The 20,719-nt window shown below is 68.2% G+C and carries 20 protein-coding genes; 10 read left to right on the top strand and 10 right to left on the bottom strand.

Annotation, left to right across the window (positions count from 1 at the left end; translation table 11 throughout):
• Positions 1–283: 283 nt before the first annotated feature.
• Both OID54_RS04300 and OID54_RS04295 read right to left on the bottom strand, forming a co-directional pair.
• On the bottom strand, positions 284–1,240 hold the full coding sequence (locus tag OID54_RS04300) for an NAD-dependent epimerase/dehydratase family protein (RefSeq protein WP_329014124.1): 957 nt from the start codon (positions 1,238–1,240) through the stop codon (positions 284–286).
• 244 nt (positions 1,241–1,484) lie between these two features.
• Positions 1,485–2,216, bottom strand: coding sequence for a DUF4386 domain-containing protein (locus OID54_RS04295; RefSeq protein ID WP_329014121.1), 732 nt, complete (start codon positions 2,214–2,216; stop codon positions 1,485–1,487).
• 107 nt (positions 2,217–2,323) lie between these two features.
• On the opposite strand from OID54_RS04295, the gene OID54_RS04290 reads away from it, so the two are divergent.
• Complete coding sequence (locus OID54_RS04290; protein ID WP_329014118.1) at positions 2,324–3,028, top strand: TetR/AcrR family transcriptional regulator; 705 nt, start codon at positions 2,324–2,326, stop codon at positions 3,026–3,028.
• Positions 3,029–3,199: 171 nt separating this feature from the next.
• Complete coding sequence (locus OID54_RS04285) at positions 3,200–3,421, top strand: hypothetical protein (protein ID WP_329014115.1); 222 nt, start codon at positions 3,200–3,202, stop codon at positions 3,419–3,421.
• A gap of 63 nt (positions 3,422–3,484) precedes the next feature.
• Here OID54_RS04285 and OID54_RS04280 read toward each other — a convergent pair whose 3' ends face one another.
• The 3 genes from OID54_RS04280 to OID54_RS04270 all read right to left on the bottom strand — a co-directional run bounded on the left by OID54_RS04280 (position 3,485) and on the right by OID54_RS04270 (position 5,675).
• The gene (locus tag OID54_RS04280; RefSeq protein ID WP_329014112.1) at positions 3,485–3,970 is read right to left on the bottom strand and encodes a GNAT family N-acetyltransferase; all 486 of its coding nucleotides are present in this window, start codon (positions 3,968–3,970) and stop codon (positions 3,485–3,487) included.
• 246 nt (positions 3,971–4,216) lie between these two features.
• Positions 4,217–5,101 (bottom strand): hypothetical protein, encoded by an 885-nt coding sequence (locus OID54_RS04275; protein WP_329014108.1) that lies wholly within the window; start codon positions 5,099–5,101, stop codon positions 4,217–4,219.
• A 10-nt stretch (positions 5,102–5,111) separates the two neighbouring features.
• Positions 5,112–5,675 carry a papain-like cysteine protease family protein gene (locus tag OID54_RS04270; RefSeq protein ID WP_329014105.1) on the bottom strand — a complete coding sequence of 188 codons (564 nt, stop codon included), beginning with the start codon at positions 5,673–5,675 and terminating at the stop codon, positions 5,112–5,114.
• A 470-nt stretch (positions 5,676–6,145) separates the two neighbouring features.
• On the opposite strand from OID54_RS04270, the gene OID54_RS04265 reads away from it, so the two are divergent.
• The 6 genes from OID54_RS04265 to OID54_RS04240 all read left to right on the top strand — a co-directional run bounded on the left by OID54_RS04265 (position 6,146) and on the right by OID54_RS04240 (position 13,792).
• Positions 6,146–6,871, top strand: coding sequence for a hypothetical protein (locus OID54_RS04265; protein WP_329014103.1), 726 nt, complete (start codon positions 6,146–6,148; stop codon positions 6,869–6,871).
• Positions 6,871–9,696, top strand: a complete 2,826-nt coding sequence (locus OID54_RS04260) for an ABC transporter ATP-binding protein/permease (protein ID WP_329014100.1) — start codon at positions 6,871–6,873, stop codon at positions 9,694–9,696. The genes OID54_RS04265 and OID54_RS04260 overlap by 1 nt, the downstream gene beginning before the upstream one ends.
• Positions 9,693–11,456, top strand: coding sequence for an ABC transporter ATP-binding protein (locus tag OID54_RS04255; protein ID WP_329014097.1), 1,764 nt, complete (start codon positions 9,693–9,695; stop codon positions 11,454–11,456). Before OID54_RS04260 ends, OID54_RS04255 begins: the two co-directional genes overlap by 4 nt.
• Before the next feature lie 151 nt (positions 11,457–11,607).
• Complete coding sequence (locus OID54_RS04250) at positions 11,608–12,201, top strand: TetR/AcrR family transcriptional regulator (protein WP_329014094.1); 594 nt, start codon at positions 11,608–11,610, stop codon at positions 12,199–12,201.
• Positions 12,201–13,055: an SDR family NAD(P)-dependent oxidoreductase gene (locus OID54_RS04245; RefSeq protein WP_329014092.1), complete on the top strand. Its 855-nt coding sequence runs from the start codon at positions 12,201–12,203 to the stop codon at positions 13,053–13,055. Before OID54_RS04250 ends, OID54_RS04245 begins: the two co-directional genes overlap by 1 nt.
• Before the next feature lie 305 nt (positions 13,056–13,360).
• Positions 13,361–13,792, top strand: coding sequence for a PPOX class F420-dependent oxidoreductase (locus tag OID54_RS04240; protein WP_329014090.1), 432 nt, complete (start codon positions 13,361–13,363; stop codon positions 13,790–13,792).
• 97 nt (positions 13,793–13,889) lie between these two features.
• On the opposite strand, the gene OID54_RS04235 is transcribed toward OID54_RS04240, so the two are convergent.
• From OID54_RS04235 to OID54_RS04220, 4 genes are all read right to left on the bottom strand, one after another.
• Positions 13,890–14,819, bottom strand: a complete 930-nt coding sequence (locus OID54_RS04235) for a malate dehydrogenase (protein ID WP_329014086.1) — start codon at positions 14,817–14,819, stop codon at positions 13,890–13,892.
• Positions 14,816–15,640 carry a class I SAM-dependent methyltransferase gene (locus OID54_RS04230; RefSeq protein ID WP_329014083.1) on the bottom strand — a complete coding sequence of 275 codons (825 nt, stop codon included), beginning with the start codon at positions 15,638–15,640 and terminating at the stop codon, positions 14,816–14,818. Before OID54_RS04230 ends, OID54_RS04235 begins: the two co-directional genes overlap by 4 nt.
• Positions 15,641–15,663: 23 nt before the next feature.
• Positions 15,664–16,917: an FAD-dependent monooxygenase gene (locus tag OID54_RS04225; protein WP_329014081.1), complete on the bottom strand. Its 1,254-nt coding sequence runs from the start codon at positions 16,915–16,917 to the stop codon at positions 15,664–15,666.
• A gap of 359 nt (positions 16,918–17,276) precedes the next feature.
• Entirely contained in the window at positions 17,277–18,521 is a 1,245-nt protein-coding gene (locus tag OID54_RS04220) for an MFS transporter (RefSeq protein ID WP_329014078.1), read from the bottom strand.
• Between the two features lie 26 nt (positions 18,522–18,547).
• Here OID54_RS04220 and OID54_RS04215 point away from each other — a divergent pair, with 26 nt between their 5' ends.
• Together OID54_RS04215 and OID54_RS04210 are read left to right on the top strand one after the other, a co-directional pair.
• Positions 18,548–19,072, top strand: a complete 525-nt coding sequence (locus OID54_RS04215) for a CGNR zinc finger domain-containing protein (RefSeq protein ID WP_329014075.1) — start codon at positions 18,548–18,550, stop codon at positions 19,070–19,072.
• A 291-nt stretch (positions 19,073–19,363) separates the two neighbouring features.
• Complete coding sequence (locus OID54_RS04210) at positions 19,364–19,705, top strand: YciI family protein (protein ID WP_329014072.1); 342 nt, start codon at positions 19,364–19,366, stop codon at positions 19,703–19,705.
• Between the two features lie 174 nt (positions 19,706–19,879).
• On the opposite strand, the gene OID54_RS04205 is transcribed toward OID54_RS04210, so the two are convergent.
• Positions 19,880–20,443 (bottom strand): uracil-DNA glycosylase, encoded by a 564-nt coding sequence (locus OID54_RS04205; protein ID WP_329014069.1) that lies wholly within the window; start codon positions 20,441–20,443, stop codon positions 19,880–19,882.
• Positions 20,444–20,719: the final 276 nt, after the last annotated feature.

Genomic DNA, 20,719 nt, shown 5'->3' with positions numbered 1-20,719 from the left:
ATCACCCGCCACACCAGCCTCATGGCTCCCTTACCCATTCCCCCGGCGGCCGGAGTTGAATCGCTTCCCTGGGCATCCGGTATCGCCGAAACCCTCTTTCGTCTGGCATTCGCGCAGGTGAGATGGGTAGTGGCAAAAAGGTCGCCCCGTGAACACCAGCCGAATCCCGCGCCGCTTGTTTCCCGGCCGACCGCTCGCTCAGTGGGCAGGGGAGAGCACCAGTGCGGCCGTCGGGACGGCCGCTGTGGCACCTCCGGCCTCCGCCCCTGCGCCCGGTGCGGGCTCACCCAACGCCTGGTCCGGCCATGTGTGTGCGATGCCAGGCGACGGTTGCGGTCGCGGCCACATCGGGAGCGGTGGTCTCGGTGTGGCCGAAGGTGCGACGGTAGAGCGTGTCGTCGACGGTCCAGGAGTGGCTGAACTGGTACCAGATGTCGAGCAGTTCACGGGCCTCGGGGTTGGCCAGACCGACGAGGCGCATGAGCGGCTTTGCGGTTCCGCGCATGCGGGCGCTGCTGTCGGCCGCTGCGGCGAACTGTTCGATGAACTGCCGTGGGGTGGACGCCGGGGCGGCGGGCAGGATGAAGGTCTGCCCATCGGCTTCGCCCCGTTCACCGAGCGTGACCAGCCCGGTCGCGATGTCCGGCAGGTAGTGCAGGGCATGGGGAACGTCGAGCCGTCCGGGCCAGTTCACCGTCCTGCCGCCCAGTACGGCAGGCAGCACCGCGGCGCCGATGACGCTTCTCGTACCGCCGGGGCCGTAGTAGTCACTGGCCTGACCAATCGTCACATTCAGACGGCCGGTGTTGTGGGCTTGGAGCAGCCGGTCCGCCATCGCCTTGCGTACGGCTCCCTTGCGACTGGTCGGCCGCTGGGGTGTTCGCTCGGAAACCGGACCGTCGATCGGTCCGTAGAGATAGAGGTTGTCGGCGAACACGAGTTTCGCGTCGGCCGCCGCGGCACCGTCGATGACGGCGTCGGTGAGCGGGGGGAACTCCTGTGTCCAGCGGTGGTAGGGCGGCTGGACACAGTGGTAGACGACGGTCGCGTCGGCACAGGCGGCGCGGGCCCCTTCGGTCGTGGAGATGTCGACGGCGAGGGTGGTGACACCGGGGGGTAGGTCGAGGGCCGGACTGCGCTGGACTGCGCGGGTCCGGACGCCGCGGCGGGCCAGTTCATGGACGACTGCCGACCCGATGCCGCCGCCGGCGCCGAGAACCACATGCAGGGGAGTGGACATGTTGTCCTACCTTCTTGTTCGTGTATGCGCGCCGGTCAGGTGAGTGGGCGGTGAATCCGGGGCTCCGGCACCTGCGTGGGAACCGACCGGTAGAGGTCCGGTTGCGCTCCGGGCGGGCTGTCGGATGTGGTCCGCGATCCGTCGTAGCAGTAGCAGTAGCCGCGGCGGGACGAAGACATCGAGATGGTCACACGGTGTGTACCGGACCGGTCCGGTACACACCGTGCTCCATGGGGGTGAAAGGTCAGCGGGGGCGGCGGAAGAGGGTGATGGCAGCAGCCAGGAACCACAGGTGCAGGAGGGAGGTGCCGATCGAGGTGGCGGCGCCCACATCGACGCCGGCGATCTCGGCGAGCGGCAGTGCGAGACCGGCCGCGGCGAGGAATCCGGCGATCAGCAGCCAGCGGGGTGCGGTGTCGGCGCGCCGGGCCGCGAGCATGGTGCACACGAGCCAGCCGACGGCGAACAGCGAGACGCCGAGTACCTCTCCGATCCCGCCGCCAAAGTCATTGAGCACCTGGTACTGAACGGCCACCGCCTCGCGGACCGCCGGGCTGGACGCATCGCCGTGAGCCTCCGCGAGACCGGGCATCGCCAGCAGCCAGCGTGAGATCCCGATCGTGCGGGCGAGGGTCGAGGCGACGGCGAACCCGATGGCCACCCGGCTGAGCGGGCTGTCCGTGCCGCCGGTCAGAACTCGGGTGGTCCACACCGCGACGGGCAGGAACAGCACCGAGTAGGCCAGATAGACCGCATATCCGGCGCGGACGGCACTCTCCTCGTCGAGCAGCCGCGGCAGAGCGGTGGCGGCCGGGTCATCGAGGCTGGCCGGCCAGCCGATTGCGTTTCCCAGGACGACCATGGGGACGAAGATCAGCAGACCCTCGACGACCAGCAGGGCGGCGGCGGCACGCCGGGGGCCTGGGTCGCGGGACGGGACGTCGGAGAGACGTTCCCGGGGATGGGTGACGGACATGGCCATGGGCTCCTTGCGATGGTTGTTCACAAAGCGACGGGTGTTCGCAAAAGTAGAGCACGCCGTTCGCGATGTAAACACCGATCGCACTTTGGTAGAGTGCTCCCATGCCCGCACCCACCCGCCGCGACCGGCTCCGCGCCGAGACGCTGGACGAGATCAAGGCCGTCTCCCTGCGCCAGTTGCGCGAGGTCGGGGCAACCCAGCTCTCCCTCCGGGCGGTCGCGACCGACCTGGGCATGAGCCCCGCCGGGCTGTACCGCTACTTCGACAGCCGTGACGCACTGCTGACCGCGCTGATCACCGACGCCTTCGACCGGCTCGCCGATGCGGTCGAACGGGCCCGGGACACCGACCCCGCCGCAGACGTGGCCGACCGGCTGTTCGCCGCCCTGGTGGCCTACCGCCGATGGGCCGTCAAGCACCCGCAGGAGTTCGGTCTCGTCTACGGCACCCCCGTGCCCGGCTACGCCGCCCCGCCGGACGGCCCGACCAGTGTGGCGACCCGGCGCGTCGGCGGGGCGTTCGCGCCGCTGTTCGTCGAAGCCTGGCAGCAGGGCAGACTGCGCCTGCCCGACGAGGTCGCGCCCGATCCCGCTCTGGCGCGCTACGCCGCCGAACTCCATCCCGACCTGCCGCCCGCCGCCGCAGCGGCCGTGCTCGGAGTTTGGACCCGTCTGCACGGGCTCGTCGTCTTCGAGGCGTTCGGCCATCTCCACTGGCTCGGGAACGACACTGCTCCCCTGGCCGAGCAGCAGCTTCGGCTACTGCTCGCGGAGATCGGGCTGCGCCCCGGCTCCGGGGCGGGGTGAAGCCGGGCTGTGGTGTCCGAAGCCCGGCAGGAGTCATCCAAAGCCAAGGTCCGTATCGGCCTCGCGCCGCGGGGGCTGCGCGCAGTTCGACGCCCGGCTGCCCGGCGATGTACGGGTGCGGGAGCCGGCGCTCGCGGTGCGTGTCAGCGTGCTCGGGGCGAAGCTGGGGTCATGGCAAAGCCTCGGCTGGTGGTGTACCCGCCGGATGAGCGCGGGTGGCGGCGGGTGCGCTACGACGGGCAGATTCTGGGCACGGCCTACCGGGTGTCCGATATCGCGGTCTTCCTCGCGGCGGCCGGGATGCAGGACGCGGAGGACATCGACCTCACCGACCCGGCGCTGGTGGAGTGGCGCGGGGGAGGGCCGGAGACCTGGGCCGAGTCCCCGCCCTAGCCATACCCGGAGCCATCCCGCAGCCGTACCCACACCTGGTGCCCACCATTGCACGGGCAGAACTCACAGGGCTTTGAAGTACCGGGCGATCGGCATGAGCGTGTAGTCCGCCTGCTCATAGACCTGGCGCGCCGGGGCATGGCCTGCGTCGCCTCCCGTGTCGATCATGGCGACCTGCATGCCGGCGTCACGTAGCCATGTCGTGGCGTGTTCGGTGAGTCGACCCCCGACGCCGCTTCCCTGGCTGTTGGGGTCCACGGCCAGCATCGAGATCTCACCGAGGAGACCAGTGGGGTCGGCTACCGTCGCCGCAGCGAAACCGACGACCCGAGCTTCCGTTGCTGCCACCCAGACCTTCATCGCGCCATCGGAGAGCACCTGCCGCACCGCTCGCTCCTGGTACGTGCGCCAGTCACCGTGGAGACGGAGGAAGAGCTGATCGCCCAGAACACTCCGCATCGAGTCGAAGACCGGGGCCCACGCCCGCAGGGACAACTCGACGACCGGCTCTTCGTCGAAGGGCCTGTACTCACGAATCCGCGCATCCATGGCTCCCAGACTGGCACGGCGCCCGAGTCCCGCCTGCCGGACGGCGATAGCCGGTCCCAGCGGCGCGGCTGCTCTGGTTGCGGTGACGAACAGCCCATGCCGGGCAGCATTCCTGACCTGCCCGGAGGAGTTGGCCAGCCCGCGAGCCTCCGGTCGTTCGCAGGGGGCAAGGACGGATGACGGCCGTGATGTGCTCCGCCCCGACTGGCTGTCGGGACGGAGCGAGGGGGACGTACGGGGTCGGGTTCAGCGGGTGCTTGCGCGCCGGCGTCGGTAGAGCACGGCGGCTCCGCCCACGAGGACGAGTGCCGTGCCGGAACCACTGGCGAGGAGCAGGGCGGAGGACGAGGCGTCGTCCTTCGTGCGTTGGAGGCTGTAGCCGCTGGAGTAGCCGGTGGCGTCGTACTCCGAGCCGGGCAACTTGTCGGCGTAGCGGGCCTTGACCAGTTTCTGGTAGTCGCCGAGCGACACCGACGCTCGGCCGCCCAGTCCCTCCCGGGCCTGGTCGTTGAGTGGCTCGACGGTGAAGAGTTTGAGCTGGTACCAGCCGCGGATCTGCGGTTCGGTGAAGACCAGCGTGCCCACGGTGGCCTTGCTGGCGTACGCGGCGTCGCTGTCGCCGTCGCGCACGGCCGCAAGGTGCCAGCCGCCGCCGCTCTGGTCGGGGGCGAGCATGACGGTAGCGTTGCGGCCGTTGACGGTGGCACTCAGCGAGGAGACCAGTTGCGTTAGCTTGATCGCCTCGGCTGGCAGTGGTTTGGCGGTGCCTGCGACGAACCCGGGGGTGATCTCGTTCCGCGCCACCGGGTCCTTGATAGTGAAGACCGGGAGTCCCTGACAGGGCTCGGCCGTCTCGGGGATCGTCTGTACCGGCGTGCCGGTGTCGCCGGTGGGTACTGGAGTGCGCAGGAAGCGGCAGACGGCGTTGCGGACGTCGGCTGACTTCACCGCGTTGAGGGCGGCCTGATAGCCCGGGATGTCGGCCGGGAGAGGGTCCTTCGCCGGGGCCGCGTGCGTCGGACCCACGAGAGCCAGCAGCGCGGACGCGCTCACTGCGATGAGGATGGACAGACGGGAGAAGCGAGCAGCCGCCCGCTTGTTGGACGTTTTGGTACCGCTGGTGTCGCGCATGTCGCCTGCCTTAGCGGGAGATACCGATGCGGGAGTGGGTCCACTTGGACGAGCTGTTGCTCACGTAGTCGTTGTAGTTCCACCATGTGTACGTGGTTGTGTCCGGCCATGGATCGGCCACGGCGATCGTGTTGTTCGACGTGTCGAAGCCGTAGACCACGTTCATATGGCCGCCTCCGGACGTCCACCCGATGCGGGCACCGATCGGTCGGGCCGCCTTGACGTCGGTGTACACCTGGTTGAAGGTGGCCGCACTGCTCAGGCCCGAGCCGGTGTGGGCCATGCCGAGGCTGCTCCAGCCCCTGGCCATGTCGTCAAGGGTGGCGGGCTGGTTGTTGCAGCCGTAGTAGGGCTGAGCCCGGCTGCAGAAGTCCGTCTGGGTGGAGCCGAAGCCCTGGAACTTGGCAATGGTCAGCCCGGAGGCGACCCAGCACCACTGGGACTTCTCCTGTTTCAGCATGGTGATGGTGTCCTGGCCCGCTTCCGCGTGAGCCGTGGCTCCCGAGGCCGCGAGCGATACCAAGGCGGCCAGCGCGATGGTCGACGTTGTGGTTCCGTACCTGAACCTGCCCATTTTCCTGCCTTCCCCTGTTGGGTGCACGAGATGAACGGGGCGATCTGGCAGGGAACAGGACAGCGCATCATGTCTGAGACAGATAAGAGATTTACGGGAAGTTACCCCCTACTGATGATTCGTCAGGTCATCGTGTGAATCGATCACTCGTGGCTCACATCCACTTGCTGACAGGAGTGTGAAGTTCCTTGCTTGTGCTGCCTTCGATGGGCTCCAAAGGCATCCTTCAAGTCCGCGAAGCCGGTCAGGCATGGCGTTGCATCGTGGAAGTGGAGGTTCGCCTCGCGACCCAACAGAACCCATGACGGCCGTGGTCTCCGCTCAGTCGCAGCAGTGAACGTTCTCGCACGAAGCGAGACCCGTCGGCCGCCGCAAGGTTGTCCCAGCAGTCTTTCCGGACTAAGTTAACGCCTTAACTAAGCACACCCTAAGTTCGTGGGGTGTGCGCTTCGGCGTGGAGATGTGACGGCATGGTCGGCAGAAAAGGTGACGAGGGGCGTCCGCCACGCATTTCGCTCGCCGATATAGAAGCGGTCGGACGGGAGATCGGACTTGCCGACCTGACCCTCCAGAAAGTCGCCTCGCGCCTCGGTGTCGCGTCCGCCGCGCTCTACCGGTACGTAGACGGCAAAGCGGGCCTGGACCGGCTGGTCGGTGAAAGCATGCTCACCGAACTGCGCATCCCGAACCCGCTCGAGGACACCGGCGCACATCTGCTGCGCTTCGCCATCACCCTGCGGGAGTTCGTCCTCGATCGGCCGGGCATGGCCCGCTATCTCCAGGAGCTGTTCCCGCGTGGTGCGGCGGGTGCCGCAGTGCTCGCCGGGGAGATCACGGCCCTGGTCGAACGCGGCCACACCGAGGACGTCGCGGTGGTCGTCTGCTCCTCGGTGGCCGGGTTCGCGATCGCGCAGGCCGCGGCCCAAGAGCGCCAGACCGCCTATCTGGCAGGCGGACACGGCGACCGCCGGATGGAACGGCAACTCGCCGATTCACGCGTTCTGCTGGCCTCCGACGGAGTCCTCGCGAAAGCGCACGAGAACCTGCCTGACGTCTCCCTCGCGGACTACTTCCGCCTGGTCGTCACGGCCTTCATCCGCGGCCTGACCGACGCGGCGCCACCAGGGCGCCCCCTGAGGGAGGTCATGGCCGCACTAGACGTCCGGCCCTCGCCGTCGCCCGATGGGAGCATCTAGTGTCACGAGGATTTCAGGGCGCGGTGCTGCGAGGCTTCGGCGCCCGCGACCACGAGGCGACCGTCGTGGAGAAGGTGCGGCTGGCACCGCACTTCGTCCGCGTCCGCCTTGTCTCGCCCACACTGTTCGAAGACGCGGTGGCCGAACCGACCGCATGGCTGCGGCTGTGGATACCGGACCCGGACGGCGCGGACACCGAGCACCAGCGCGCCTACACGATCACCGAGGCCGAACCGGAAACCGGCGCGTTCGCATTGGACTTCGTCCTGCACGAACCCGCGGGGCCCGGTTCGCGCTGGGCAGCGCTGGCGGAACCAGGTGCCCGAGTGCCGGTGATGTCGCTCGGTTCCACGAAGTTCGAACCGGCGGAGGAACTACCCTCCGGATATCTGCTGTTCGGGGACGCGGCGTCGATCCCGGCGATCAACTCGATCCTGGGCGTCGTACCGCAGGGCGTCCCGGTCGAGCTGTACCTGGAGGAACACAGCGCGGACGACCGCCTGATCCCGCTGGCGACGCACCCACGGCTGCGGCTGCACCGGGTGCCGCGCGGCGACGGAACACGACTGGCGGCGGCGGTCGAGGCACGGGACTGGTCCGACTGGTCGGCCTGGATCGCCACCGAGCAGACCTCCTTCAAAACGGTCCGCAAACGGCTGCGCGAGGAGTTTGGATTTCCCAAGTCGGAGTTGACCGGCCGGGCGTACTGGATCCACGGGCGGGCCATGGGCAAGCTCCGGAACAGCAAGGAGGGCGAGAACACTCCGATCCCCGAGATCACCGCGGCGCGAGGGCCGACCGAGGGCGAACTGATCACCGGCAAAGCGGCGACCTCCCTACCCGCGCCCGTACCCTCGGCACCACCGCCCGCAGTGTCCCGGCCCACCGAACCGTCCGTACCGGGGGAGACCGGCGAACCGTCCGGCTCGCCCCTGACCGGTGTCCCGTCCGTGCTCCTCGGCGAGTCCGAAGCGAACGTGACCCCCGGGCGCTGGCGATCGCAGGCCGCCGGACGACTGCTGGCCCCCATCCGCGGGACACTGCTGCTCGCCGGAGTACTCCAGACCGTCGTCACGCTCCTCCAACTCGCCCCGTTCCTCCTGCTCGCCGAACTGGCCCGGCTCCTCCTCGACGGCGCAGACGAGTCCCGGCTGCGAACGGTCGGCACCCTGGCCCTCGTACTACTCGGCATCGGTACCGCCCTCGGTGCCGCGCTCACCCTGTGGCTGCACGCAGTGGACGCCCGATTCGCACGCGCGTTGCGCACCCGACTGCTCGGCAAGCTGGCGCGGCTGCCGCTCGGCTGGTTCTCCGCACGCGGCTCGGCCGGAACCAAGAAAGTGGTCCAGGACGACACACTGTCCCTGCACTACCTGGTCACCCATGCCGTCCCGGACGCGGTCGCCGCGGTCGTCGCTCCGGTCGCGGTCCTCGTCTACCTGTTCACCGTGGACTGGCGGCCGGCCGTGGTGCTGTTCGTGCCCATCCTGATCTACGTCGTGACCATGGCGGTCATGATGGTCCAGTCCGGCCCCAAGATCGCACAGGCCCAGCGTTGGGCCGAGCGCATGGGCGGCGAGGCGGGCGCCTATCTCGCAGGGCAGCCCGTGATCCGGGTGTTCGGCGGTGCGGCGGCCTCGGCATTCAGACGGCGCCTGGACGACTACCTGACGTTTCTGAACGACTGGCAGCGACCGTTCATCGGCAAGAAGACCTTCATGGACATGGTCACCCGGTCAACGACCTTCCTCTGGCTCATCACCACCACGGGGACCCTGCTCATCGTCACCGACCGTATGAACCCCGTCGACCTGCTGCCCTTCCTGCTCCTCGGTACGACCTTCGGCGCCCGACTGCTGGGCATCGGCTACGGGCTCAGCGGGCTGCGCGACGGGATGCTCGCGGCACGCGCCATCGCCGTCACCCTCGACGGGAAGGAACTCGCCACCCGTCAGGACGCCGCCGCCGACCTGCGCGACGTGCCGGCCGGCTCCTCGGGGACGGTCGTGTTCGACCGCGTGACCTTCGGATATCGACCCGGTGTGCCAGTGATCCAGGACGTCTCGCTCACACTGCGACCGCAGACGGTGACGGCGTTGGTCGGCCCATCCGGCTCAGGCAAGTCCACCCTCGCCGCGCTGCTCGCCCGCTTCCACGACGTGGACGCCGGCGCCATCCTCGTCGACGGACGTGACATCCGCGCGCTCACCGCAGACCAGCTGTACGCGGGTGTGGGGTTCGTGCTCCAGGACGTCCAGCTCGTGAACGGAACCGTCCGCGAGAACATCGCCCTCGCCGTACCGGAAGCCTCCGACGAGCAGGTCGAAGCGGCAGCGCGTGACGCACAGATCCACGACCGGATCACCCGGCTCCCGCAGGGCTACGGCACCGTCCTTGGCACCGGCGCCCAACTGTCGGGCGGTGAGCGACAGCGCCTCACCATCGCCCGTGCCATCCTCGCCGACACCCCCGTCCTGGTTCTGGACGAAGCCACCGCATTCGCCGATCCCGAATCCGAGTTCCTGGTGCAGCGCGCGCTCGACCGGCTCACCCGAGACCGTACGGTCCTGGTCATCGCACACCGACTGCACACCGTCACCGGCGCCGACCGGATCGTCGTCCTGGACGACGGCCGGATCGTCGAGAGCGGGACCCATGACGAACTGCTGGCCGCCGAAGGCCGCTACCGCCGTCTCTGGGAATCCAACGGCACCGCACCCGCACCCGATGGGAACCGCGCACGGCGGCAGGCCGCCGACGGGGCCGTCCCCGAGCGGCCCGCTCAGGACCGGGCGGAAACCCTCATCGAAGGAGTGACCTCGTGATCCGCTCAATGCTGGGGCTGCTGCCGGCCGACCGGCGCAGCCGGGTTACCGCCTACGGCGCGCTTGCGCTGCTCTCGGTACTGCTCCGCGCCGCAGGCGCCGTGCTCCTGGTGCCGCTGCTGCGGGAGCTGTTCGGCCCCGATCCAGCAGACGCACTGCCGTGGTTGGGCGTGCTCACCGCCGTGACCGCGGCCGGATGGGCGACCGACACGGTCGCCGCCCGCCTCGGTTTCGACCTGGGCTTCGCGCTCCTGGACCGCGTCCAGCACGACGTCACGGACCGGCTGACCCGAGTCCGGCTGAGCTGGCTGGCAGACAACACGGCGACGGCACGCGGCGCGATCGCCTCCGGAGGCCCCGAACTGGTCGGCCTCTTCGCCCATCTGCTCACCCCATTGATCGGCGCCGTCCTGCTTCCCGCGGCGATCGCCCTCGCACTGGTTCCGATCGCCTGGCAACTCGCCCTGGCCGCCGCTCTCGGCGTGCCGGTACTGCTCGGGGCGCTGTGGGCCGCCGGCCGGATCAGCCGGCGTGCCGACGCCTTGGCTGCCGAGACCAACAGCGCCCTGACCGAGCGGCTCATCGAGTTCGCCGGTACTCAGCAGGCGCTGCGCGCAGCGCGCCGGGTCGCTCCTGCGCGCAGCCATGTCGGACGGGCGCTGACCGAGCAGCACGGGTCCACCATGAGGCTGCTGCTGTTCCAGATCCCCGGCCAGTTGCTGTTCAGTCTGGCGGGCCAGGTGGCACTGGTACTGCTCGCGGGCGCAGCCGCCGTACTGACGGTACGAGGGGAATTGACCGCACCGGAAGCGGTTGCCCTCATCATCGTCATCGTCCGCTATCTGGAACCGTTCACCACGCTGGCCGAACTGTCCCCGGCCGTCGAGACCGTCCGCACCACCCTCGACCGGGTCCGCACCGTGCTTACCGCGCCCACCGCCCCCACCGCAACCGCGACCAGCCATGGACGGCCGCCGCGGATCGAGTTTGAGAACGTCGACTTCGACTATGACAACGGCCATCATGTGCTGCGCGGCCTGAACCTCGTCCTGGACGCGGGCACCACCACCGCGATCGTGGGCCCCTCGGGCTCGGGCAAGAGCACGGTGCTCGCCCTGCTCGCCGGTCTGCATCCGCCGACGCGTGGACGAGTCCTCACCGATGGCGTGGACACGGCGAATCTCGACGGTGTGACCAGGCGTGGGTTGAGCAGCATGATCTTCCAACACTCCTATCTGTTCGACGGGACGATTCGCGAGAACGCTCTGGTCGGAGCCCCGGACGCGGATGACGAACAGCTTGCGCAGGCCCTAGCCTTGGCTCGGGTGGACGAGATCATCGACCGACTGCCGGAAGGCGCTGACAGCCGTGTCGGCGAGGGCGGTGCGGCGCTCTCGGGCGGCGAGCGACAGCGCATCGCCATCGCCCGCGCTCTGCTCAAGCCCGCCCCGATGCTGCTGGTGGACGAGGCCACCAGCGCACTCGACACCGAGAACGAGGCCGCGGTGGTGGATGCCCTGACCGCCGAACACCAGCCGAGGACCAGGGTCATCGTCACCCATCGGCTGGCCACTGTTCGCAGCGCCGACCGGGTCCTGTTCCTCGAAGACGGCGCTGTGGTCGAGGACGGCACCGTCGAGGAACTGCTGGCGGCTCGCGGACGCTTCCACGAGTTCTGGCACCAGCAGGAAGAGGGCGCACGGTGGCGACTGCGCGCCGAGCGGGAGCCGTCCGTCGCCGACCCGGCGTACGTTCGGTAACGACCCCAGATCAGCGGCAACTATTCGTCGGCACTTTGCTCGCGTACGAAGCCGCGGTGAGCGGCGAGGAGCGAGGAGCGAGGCTGAGTCGGGCCCACAGGCATCACCGCCGGGCTTGACAGTATCGGAGTGCGGAATGAATATTCATTCCGTGACTTCCCGGAAGCCAGACCTGGCCCAGTCCCTCATCGATGCCGCCATCGCCCTGTTCGCCGAACGCACCTACGAGGGAACGCAGATGCCGGCCGTCGCCCAGCGTGCGGGGGTCGGCGTCGGCAGCATCTACCGGTACTTCCCGAGCAAGGAGGCGTTGGGGAACGCCGCGTTCCAGCACGCCAAACGCGATCTACTGCACCGGTTGGCCGACGCGGTCGACCGAGATGGCCCCACCGCCTCGATCCGTGTGGAGTTCGGCCGGTTCTGGCGCGGCTTCGCCCAGTACGCCACGGAACGACCGGACGCCTTCGTCTTTCTGGAACACCAGCAGCACGACACCTACCTCAACCGAGAGAGCACCGAACTCGCCGCGGAGATCGACCGTATCGCCGCCGACTTCATCGCCCGAGGACAGCAGGCCGGTGAGATCCGCGACGGCGATGCCGGCCGACTGGTGGCCCTGGCGCTGGGTGCCTTTGCCGGCCTGGTCCGATTCCAACGCCCCGATGGACTCAAAGCCCTCGATCAAGATGCCCTCGACCAGGCGGAAGGCGCCGTCTGGGACCTATTGCATCCAAAGGACGTGTGATGACCACACCGCAGACCGTACTGATCACCGGCTGCTCCTCCGGTATGGGGCGTGAGACCGCCCTCGCGCTGCACCGCCTCGGCCACCGGGTCCACGCCACGGCGCGCCGCCCCGACTCGCTCGCCGATCTGGCAGCCCAGGGCATCTTCACCTACCCGCTGGACGTCACCGACGAGTCGAGCATGACCGCAGTGGTGGCAGCGGTCGAGGCCGAGCACGGCCAGGTTGACATCCTGATCAACAACGCCGCCTACGGGCTGCACATGCCGGTCGAGACGGCCTCCCCCGATGAGGTCCGGGCCCAGTTCGACACCAACGTCTTCGGCCTGGTGCGCATGGCGCAACTGGTCCTGCCCGGCATGCGCCGCGCCGGGCACGGCAGGATCGTCAACATCTCCTCCATGGGCGGCCGGTTCTCCCCGCCCGGAGGCGCCTTCTACCACGCCAGCAAGCACGCGGTGGAGGCCATCAGCGACTCGCTTCGCCTTGAGGTATCCGGGTTCGGTGTCCGGGTGGTGGTCGTGCAACCCGGGCCGACCATCACTGAGTTCGGCGCGACCGCGGTCGGAACCATGCAGCGCGACCCGGCTTCCGAGTCGGCGGATCCGTACGCGGACTTCCGCCGTGAGCTGGCCGCCATGTACGCGGACCGCACCTTCACCCGAAGCAAGGGCGCGGTATCGGCCGAGACGGCAGCCCGGGTGGTCGTTCGCGCCGCGACCGTCGCCAGACCTCGCGCCCGCTATGCGATCGGGACCATGGCCCGCGCGACGATGCTCGCCAAACGGCTGCTGCCGGATGCGGCGTTCGACGCGGTCATGCGGCGCAACTTCCCCCTACCGAGAACGGTCTGAGCAGAGCGGCCTGCGCCTTCGTCGGTCCCGTCGTGTCCTGAGGGAGGCCGGTCGGGCTCCGGAGCGTCGGTCTGCATTCCAGCTATGGAGCCTGAGGGATGACAGGTTGCGGGCCGCCCACCCGCCCCTGGACGACTGCCGGGAGAGGCAGGCTTGGACATGCCGACCCTTGAGGACCACCGGGTCCGTCATCATCGATGGGACGGCACGCTACCGGCAGGAATTGGCGTCACGTCAGAACAAGACCACCCGTTCAGCCGTGCCGAGTCGGAATACTCGGCGGCGGCCCATGGGTTGGGCCCGGTATGGCAGATACTCTCTTCGATCCGCATGCCCTGCTTGCGGACAGCCGACTCGGTGTGCTCGCGACGATCAAGTCCGACGGCCGGCCGCAGCTCTCGCCGGTCATGCCCGCTTACGACCACGCCGCCGGGGTGATTCGGATCTCGACGACCGCAGGAACGGCCAAGGCCGCGAACCTACGCCGGGATCCACGCGCCGCCGTGGAGGTGACCGGCCCGGGCGGCAGGTCCTGGGCCACGGCGGAGGGCACGGTCGAGCTGGTCGGCCCGGGTACCGATCCGGGCGGCCCCGAGGTTCAGGCACTCGTGGACTACTACCGGGCCGCGGCTGGCGAGCACCCGGACTGGGATGAGTACCGGTCTGTCATGGTCTCCGAACGGCGAGTGCTGGTGACACTGACCGTTGAGAAGGTGTACGGCGCAGACCTGCGCTGATGAGCCGGGCCGTTGCCCTGCCGCGGTCGGCATACCGCCGGCCGCGGCGGTGAGGTCGATCCTCCTGCCTCACTTGAAAGGGGTGCTCCGGATCCGCTCAGAGCCCGCCCAGACTGTCCATGCGCTCCCGGATGAGGCAAGCCGCCTGTTGGAGTGCGGCCTGCTCCGGTTCTTCCAAGGCCCACTCGACCACGCTCAGGGCTCCTTGTGCATTGATGGCGACGGGAATTCCCACGCTGACATCGGTCAGGCCGTACTCACCGTTCAATGCCGTGGAAGCCGTCCAGTCCGACTGCCGTCGTTGGGTGATGTCGAGAATCATCCGGGCGACTCCTCCCGCCGTGGTCCACACTGTTGTGCGCGGGATGCCGAGTCGACTCCATCGGGTGTAGAAACTGCGCAGGTCAGCGAGGATGACGTTGCGCTGATGGGCGGACATCCGTACGTGCCTGCCGGCCACCAGAATTCGATGGAAGAGCGGAATGAATGCATCTCCGTGCTCGCCGATGACCCAGGCAGAAGTGTCCGCGGCGTCTGCTCTCAAGACCTGGGCGGCGGCCACTCGTAGGCGCAGACTGTCGTTCCATGAGTAGCCGAGGATTCTTGCGTGGTCGATCTGTGCGTGTCGCTGCAACCAACCGCTGAACACATCGATCGGGTTGGTCACCACGATGACGTGCCCGGGCCAGTCTGCGGACAGTGTGGCGATCTCGCGGAAGTAGGGCCGGAGGATCTCCGCGTTTCCCGCCATGGACTCCGCCCGTGGCGCCCAGGTGGTGAGCGGGACCGAGGCGGTGATCACAATGATGTCCGAGTCGTGGAAGTCACCCATCCCTCCGTGCCTGACGATCGGTGCCCGGCCCAGCGGTGCGAGGGATTCCGAGTCCATCAGTAGGCAGGTGATGGACTGTGGCCTTCTGCCGATGAGCGCCATCTCGTACGGGGTGTGGGCATAGACGAGCAGATGCGCGAGGCATGCCCCAACTCCGCCTGCTGCACCGACGATCGTCACCTTGGGCGTTCTCATTGCGGTTGCACCGACTTCACATGGGCGGTGACCTGGCCGCAAACGGTCACCCAGCCGAACGAGCACATCGGATCGCCGCCCACACTGCTGGAGCCCTTGAACTCGGCGATCAGGTCGGGGGCGAGCCAAGGGCCCAGCCGTGGCCGGGCCGCTTCGACAGTGGAACGGTAGAGATCGCTCCAGGGGGAGCCTTCGCAGTAGAAGGGCACCTCGATCGACACATCACGGAGGTCGAGTCCTGCAAGTCGAACAGCTCGGGGCAGCTTGTGGCCGAGGCGAAAGTCGATTCCCTCGGACTGTCCCCAACGACACCAGGCAGACCAGAAGCGCTGGTGCTTTGCCTCACCGAACAGGGCGGCACCGGCGTCGGGTTCGATCAGGACCAGTACTCCGTTCGGAGCCAGAGCTCCTGCAAGACGGTGCACCACGGATTCCCACTGCGGCAGATGATGGAGGAGCGCACGGCAGGTGATCACATCAAACGCCTCGGAGGGCATCTCGCCAGAGAGCACGTCCAGTTCGCGCACGGTCAGGTTCGAGCGAGGCAGGTCCTTCAGGAACGAGAGGTTGATGTCCGTGGCCGTCACCTGCCCATCCGCCCCCACCTGATCGGCCATCCAAGCGGAGATCGTGCCTGTTCCCGAGCCGAGTTCCAGACAGCGCAGGCCAGACCGCATCCCGGCAGCTTGCAGCGCCCTCTGGTGAAGGGGGTCCAGCAACCGTGCCAGCAACCCAAGACGATCACATTCCCCCGCCCCCGAGCCGGCGAAGACATAAGGGGGAGCGGCCACAGCGTCCTCCGGAGGGAATGCGCTCGCCATGGGGGATCTTCCTTCCGTGCTGCCTACTCAGGGCCGGGAGTGTGACGGGCAACGGTCCATGACGGGTGGTCATTGACCTGGGTGACGGTGGCCTGGGAGAGCTTTCGGTAGTGGGCCGCTATCTTCTCGGCCTCGCCGGTCGGCAGCGCCCCGCCATGGCCCGCTGCTCGGGTGATGATCTCTTCCGGGCCGAGGTTGCGGTTGGCCCGTACGATCGCGTTGACTGCCGGCCGGCGCATCCGGTCGTAGCGGCGCAGCGCGGCCACGGGGTCGCTCTCACGAGCCAGGCACCAGGCCAGTACCCGGGTGTCGACGATGGACTGCGATCCGCCGTTCATACCCATGGGAAACATCGGGTGGGCGGCATCGCCGAGCAGGGTGACCCGACCGAAGCTCCAGCGCGGCAGGGGATCACGGTCGAGCATCGGGTACTCGAAGATCGCTGTGGAGCGGTCGACCAGCGTTGCGAGGTCGATCCAGGGCAGATTCCAGGAGGCCAGGCCGGTGTGTGCCTCCAGGGGTGTGATGCGGCGGCTGTGGCCGTCCTCAGCTGGCGAGGAGGGGCCGTGCCGTACTTCCAGCACCCAGTTCAGCAGGGCGTCGCCGCCCTCGGCCGCGGGATCCTCGATCGGATAGGCGATGAACTTTGCGCCGGGGGTCCCACCGGCCACCACGATGGAACGGCCGTCGAAGATGTGAGGATGGTGGGACACCGCGCGCCACATATGGACGCCGTTTCCGTTCGAGGGGCGCTCATCCGGGTACAACTGGGCGCGGACCACGGAGTCGATGCCGTCGCAGCCGACGAGCACATCGGCGTCCTCGATGGTGGGAAGGCCGCTCGTCCGGTCCAGGAAGTGGGCCCGGACGCCGCCCGCAATCTGCTCGAAGTGCCGGAACAACATACCGGTTCGAACCGAACCCGGCCCCAGGCGCTCGCGCACCGCAGCCAGCAGCAGCATCTGGAGGCGCCCGCGGTGTACGGAGTACTGCGGCCAGTGGTAGCCGGCCGTGAGTCCCAACCTCTCCTCCCATACCGGCTCGCCTCTACGATCGCGGTAGCTCAGCCGGTGCGGGGGAAGTGCCATGGAGGCCAGTTGCCCGGCCAGGCCGAGTTCGGCGAGTTCCCGGACGGCGTGCGGTAGCAGATTGATCCCCACACCGACCGCCTCGACACTGCGCGCCGTTTCGCACACCCGAGGCTCCAGGCCCGCTGCGTGCAGGCTCAGGGCGCAGGTCAACCCGGCGATACCGCCGCCCACGACGGTCACTTTCATCGGCCTGCCTCTGCCTTTCGCCGGGAACAGGAGCGTTCGCGGATCCCACCTGCCGCGATGGAGCCGGTTCTGCTGTGGGGAACTGGTCCGCAGTGGCGTGCGGGGCACAATCCGCTGACTTGGCAGTACCCATGGCGACCGCCGTTCTACTGGGGCATTCGAGACCCTGGCCTTGGACCAACGGCCCCGCATCAGCGTCCGGTTGGCGATCGGTGCCGTCCAATACGCAGGGGTGATGGCAACCGTCATCATCCGTGATCGCACCTGGACCCTGGGCAGGTGCGGGGGTGGGGCCGCTGGGGGATGTCACCCGTTCGGGGCGGGCGTCGGCCCGCCCGTAGGACAACTCGGTCCCCAGGTCATTGGGTGCGGTGTTCCGCGGCGGCTGTGACCGTCAGAGCGACGACGGTCAACAGGGCCAGCAGTGCCCAGACTGGGGTGAAGCTGCCGGTGAGATCCGCCAGGAGACCGAGCGCGGGTGGCATGGTGACGATGGCGATCTGGTTGACGGACATGGCCACCCCCAGGGCGAAGCCGGTCTTGCCGGGTGGGGCCGCTTCGGTGACGTAGGCGACCCATGGGCCGTACCAACCGAAGCCGAAGAAGCCGAGCCAGACGAAGGCGCCGGAGGCGATCAGCGGCGCCCGTCCGGCCGGTGTGAGCAACACGGTTAGCCCGGCGACCACGGCGATCATGCAGACCAGCACGATGGCATAGCGACCTGACCTGCTGTGGTCGCTCCAGGCAGCCAAGCAGATCCTGCCCGCAACGCCCGCACCTTGGGACGCCACCAGAACCAGGGCCGCCTGTCCGGCGCCGACCGACGATGTCTGGTGGAGGTGGAGCACCGTCAGCACGGCCACGCCGTACTGCACTGAGATCAGGCTGGTCCCCGACAGCATGATCTTCACCATGGACGGTTCACGGAGCATTCGCAGTCGAGCGCGTAGCCGTGCCGTGAGTGGGTTCGACGATCCCTTGTGCCGCGGGGCGGGCAGGACGGGCGGCTGTTGATAGCAGCCGAGGAACAGGAAGGCCCCGCTCAGCGCGACCAAGCCGCCGGTCAGCAGTGTCGCCCGCCAGCCGAACTCCTCGGCGACGAGGGGGAGTACCGCCGAGGCGACCGCAGCCCCCAAGGGCAGACCGGCCTGCCGGATGCCCATCGCGAAGCCCCGCTGCGAGGCGTCGAACCAGGAAGCCACCGACTTGCTCCCACCCGGCTGGACGCTGCTGTATCCCGCCCCGACCACGAGCAGGGCGACCAGCAGTGCGGGGTATCCCGGTGCCAGGCTCCCCATCCCCAGCGCCAGCGCGACCACCCCGGCCCCGATCCCCACCACCCAGCGCTCGCTGTAGCGGTCTAGGAGTTCACCGGCCACCAGCAGACCCGCGAGCGGCACGAATTGGGCAGCCGAGACCAGTAGGCCCAACTGTGCAGCACTCAGGTCCAGCGCGCGCTGAAAGTGGACACTGAGCGCCCCGATGCCTCCTACGAAGAAGCCGGATGATGCCTGGGTGAAGGTGGCAACGCCCAGCACGATCCAGCGATAGCGCCACGGGTCGCCGGGAGGAAATCGGGCGCGGTCGGGGCTCTGTTGTGCCATGTCGAACACACTGCTGTAATGGTCTTATGCACCTCAACCCTTACGGCGAGGATGCGGTGAACCTGGCCGCTGATCTGGCCAACCGCCGACCTGAGAGCGTGGACGAGTTGGCGGAGCGCTGTAGCTCCGCCGGGCTTGCGTTGGAGTGCAAGGTGACAGCGGACGACCTTGACCGTGCCCAAGTCGCGCTGAACGCCTGGGAGGAGATCGTCGACGCACCCGAGGAGCAGGGCCGTGCCGATCTGTTGAACCGGATGCTGGCCGAGGCTGCCGCCTACCCCCGGCTGACCTCCCACCCCGGCACCGGCTGGCATCTGCACTACCGGGACGCAGAACAGCCCATCGGATCCGTACTGTTCACACTCTTCGCGGTCGGTACCGCACTGCATCTGACGAACCGAGGTATGCACCGGCTGCGGCGCTGCGAGGCGACCAACTGCAACACGGCCTTCGCCGACACTTCGCGCACCGGGCGGCAACGCTACTGCTCGCAGCGTTGCGCCAATCGCGACGCTGTCCGCAGGCACCGGGCACGAGTTTCTGGCAGTTGACCAGTGGGCCGCGCTGGCATCGTGGTTGCTGGTTGCTGATTCCCGGTCGTCTGGCGAGGTTGCGCCGTAGCGCCGGTGCCATGGGATTTGTGGGCGGCTGTGGACGGGTGTGCCTCCTGGTGGGGCTTCCCATCGGGGTGCCGCCCCTACGTGTCCGCCCAGCCGAGAGGCTACGTACCGGACTGGGGGCACGTGCTCGGCGTCGGAGCCACAATAGGGGGCCGAGCACCAGCGCGGGGTCGCGGCGTAGAGGGTCGACGGCTGACGCCGCCCGAGCAGAGGAGTCCTTGCATGACGAAGTACCTGATCTCGTTCCCCGGTGAGGCCATGGTGTTCCCCGAGGGAGACCTCAAAGCGGTGGTCGAAGCCTCGCATGCCGTCATCGAGGAGGCCAAGGCGGCGGGCGTGTATGTCTTTGGCGGCGGGATCGATGAGGACGTGGCCCCGGTGCTCGTGGCCGATGACGGCACGGTCACCGAGGGCACATACCCCGGCCACAAGGTGCCCAACGGCGGCTACACCGTCCTTGAGTTGCCTTCGCGGGAGGCGGCACTTGAGTGGGCCGCGAGGATTGCCGCCGCTTGTCGCTGCTCGCAAGAGGTCAGGCAGTTCCAGTACGACCCGGCCAGCTGACGAGGGCGACCTCAGCCTCCGCCGGGCTGGAGCCGAAGCCGGACGAGCGGTTGCCACGCGTGGTGCCGTAGCTGCCGTCGTGCGCCCGCCGAGTACTGCGGGACAGCCCTGAGGGTGTCGTCCCGCGGTCTGCCCATGGAGGACACCCCAACGCACAGAGATCGGCCATTCAACTCAAGTGGTCTCCAACAGTCGCACGGCCTTCTGCATGACCTCCAAGATCTCTCGACGGGCCGCAGGACGGGAAGCGAACACACGCGGGCTCGGGTGCCAGGTCGGGAGCGTGTGTACCTTCGCGGCGTAGCGCTCCTGGTAGATGGCCCAACCAGCCTGCGCTTTGCGGCCCATGGGAACGACCACCTCCACTGAGGGAAGCAGCGTCATCACCTCGTGGAGGAAGGGTGTGGCGCGCCGGATCTCGGATTTGCCCGGGGCCGCGATACGGGTGGTTGTGCCGAGGTACCACGGCACAACGTTCCAGTGCACGGACTTCCCATAGGGAAGGCCCGCCTCGTCACGCAGCATCCAGCAGTTCCGTGCGGTGGGGTCGTCGTTGTCGATCGAGATGATTCCGCTGCCGGTGCGACGTAGCTCGGCCTCAGCGCCCATGGCCTTCTGACCCGGTGCTTCCAGCAGGAAGAGGCTTCGGGCCGCCACGCCTCCTGAGGCGGGGTCGAACCAGGGCACTGATTCGCCGTCACCCAGCCGGGTGCGCAGATTCTCTACCCAGTCGTTCAAGGGGCGCACCGAAGCCTCAGTCCGTATGGCTGCCAACCGAGTACGCAGCGCTTCGGGCTCCGCGAGCGCCCGAGGCCCTGTCGTGGGAAAGGGAACGTGTGTCATGCGCCGTAGTGTTCCACCTGGCTCGACAGGCTCTGCAGAGCAAGGTGCAAACAGTGAGTGCTGCTGCCGGTGCGCGGGCCAGGTATCGGATTGGCGACGCCGGCTCTCCCTGTCGCAACACACGTTGACGTCGGAGGCTGACTCGTCCCTAGGCCGTGGGCTCGCGGAGGT

Origin of the sequence: Streptomyces sp. NBC_00690, assembly GCF_036226685.1 — a bacterium.
In the GTDB taxonomy this organism is placed as follows: domain Bacteria; phylum Actinomycetota; class Actinomycetes; order Streptomycetales; family Streptomycetaceae; genus Streptomyces.
The sequence above is the reverse complement of the archived record's forward strand: the minus strand, read 5'-3'. Positions and strand labels throughout refer to the sequence as shown.

Coding starts and splice junctions, on each gene's coding strand:
- OID54_RS04300 (WP_329014124.1), bottom strand. CDS start 1,240: ATGTCCACTCCCCTGCATGTGGTTCTCGGCGCCGGCGGCGGCATCGGG.
- OID54_RS04295 (WP_329014121.1), bottom strand. CDS start 2,216: ATGTCCGTCACCCATCCCCGGGAACGTCTCTCCGACGTCCCGTCCCGC.
- OID54_RS04290 (WP_329014118.1), top strand. CDS start 2,324: ATGCCCGCACCCACCCGCCGCGACCGGCTCCGCGCCGAGACGCTGGAC.
- OID54_RS04285 (WP_329014115.1), top strand. CDS start 3,200: ATGGCAAAGCCTCGGCTGGTGGTGTACCCGCCGGATGAGCGCGGGTGG.
- OID54_RS04280 (WP_329014112.1), bottom strand. CDS start 3,970: ATGGATGCGCGGATTCGTGAGTACAGGCCCTTCGACGAAGAGCCGGTC.
- OID54_RS04275 (WP_329014108.1), bottom strand. CDS start 5,101: ATGCGCGACACCAGCGGTACCAAAACGTCCAACAAGCGGGCGGCTGCT.
- OID54_RS04270 (WP_329014105.1), bottom strand. CDS start 5,675: ATGGGCAGGTTCAGGTACGGAACCACAACGTCGACCATCGCGCTGGCC.
- OID54_RS04265 (WP_329014103.1), top strand. CDS start 6,146: ATGGTCGGCAGAAAAGGTGACGAGGGGCGTCCGCCACGCATTTCGCTC.
- OID54_RS04245 (WP_329014092.1), top strand. CDS start 12,201: ATGACCACACCGCAGACCGTACTGATCACCGGCTGCTCCTCCGGTATG.
- OID54_RS04240 (WP_329014090.1), top strand. CDS start 13,361: ATGGCAGATACTCTCTTCGATCCGCATGCCCTGCTTGCGGACAGCCGA.
- OID54_RS04235 (WP_329014086.1), bottom strand. CDS start 14,819: ATGAGAACGCCCAAGGTGACGATCGTCGGTGCAGCAGGCGGAGTTGGG.
- OID54_RS04230 (WP_329014083.1), bottom strand. CDS start 15,640: ATGGCGAGCGCATTCCCTCCGGAGGACGCTGTGGCCGCTCCCCCTTAT.
- OID54_RS04225 (WP_329014081.1), bottom strand. CDS start 16,917: ATGAAAGTGACCGTCGTGGGCGGCGGTATCGCCGGGTTGACCTGCGCC.
- OID54_RS04220 (WP_329014078.1), bottom strand. CDS start 18,521: ATGGCACAACAGAGCCCCGACCGCGCCCGATTTCCTCCCGGCGACCCG.
- OID54_RS04215 (WP_329014075.1), top strand. CDS start 18,548: ATGCACCTCAACCCTTACGGCGAGGATGCGGTGAACCTGGCCGCTGAT.
- OID54_RS04210 (WP_329014072.1), top strand. CDS start 19,364: ATGACGAAGTACCTGATCTCGTTCCCCGGTGAGGCCATGGTGTTCCCC.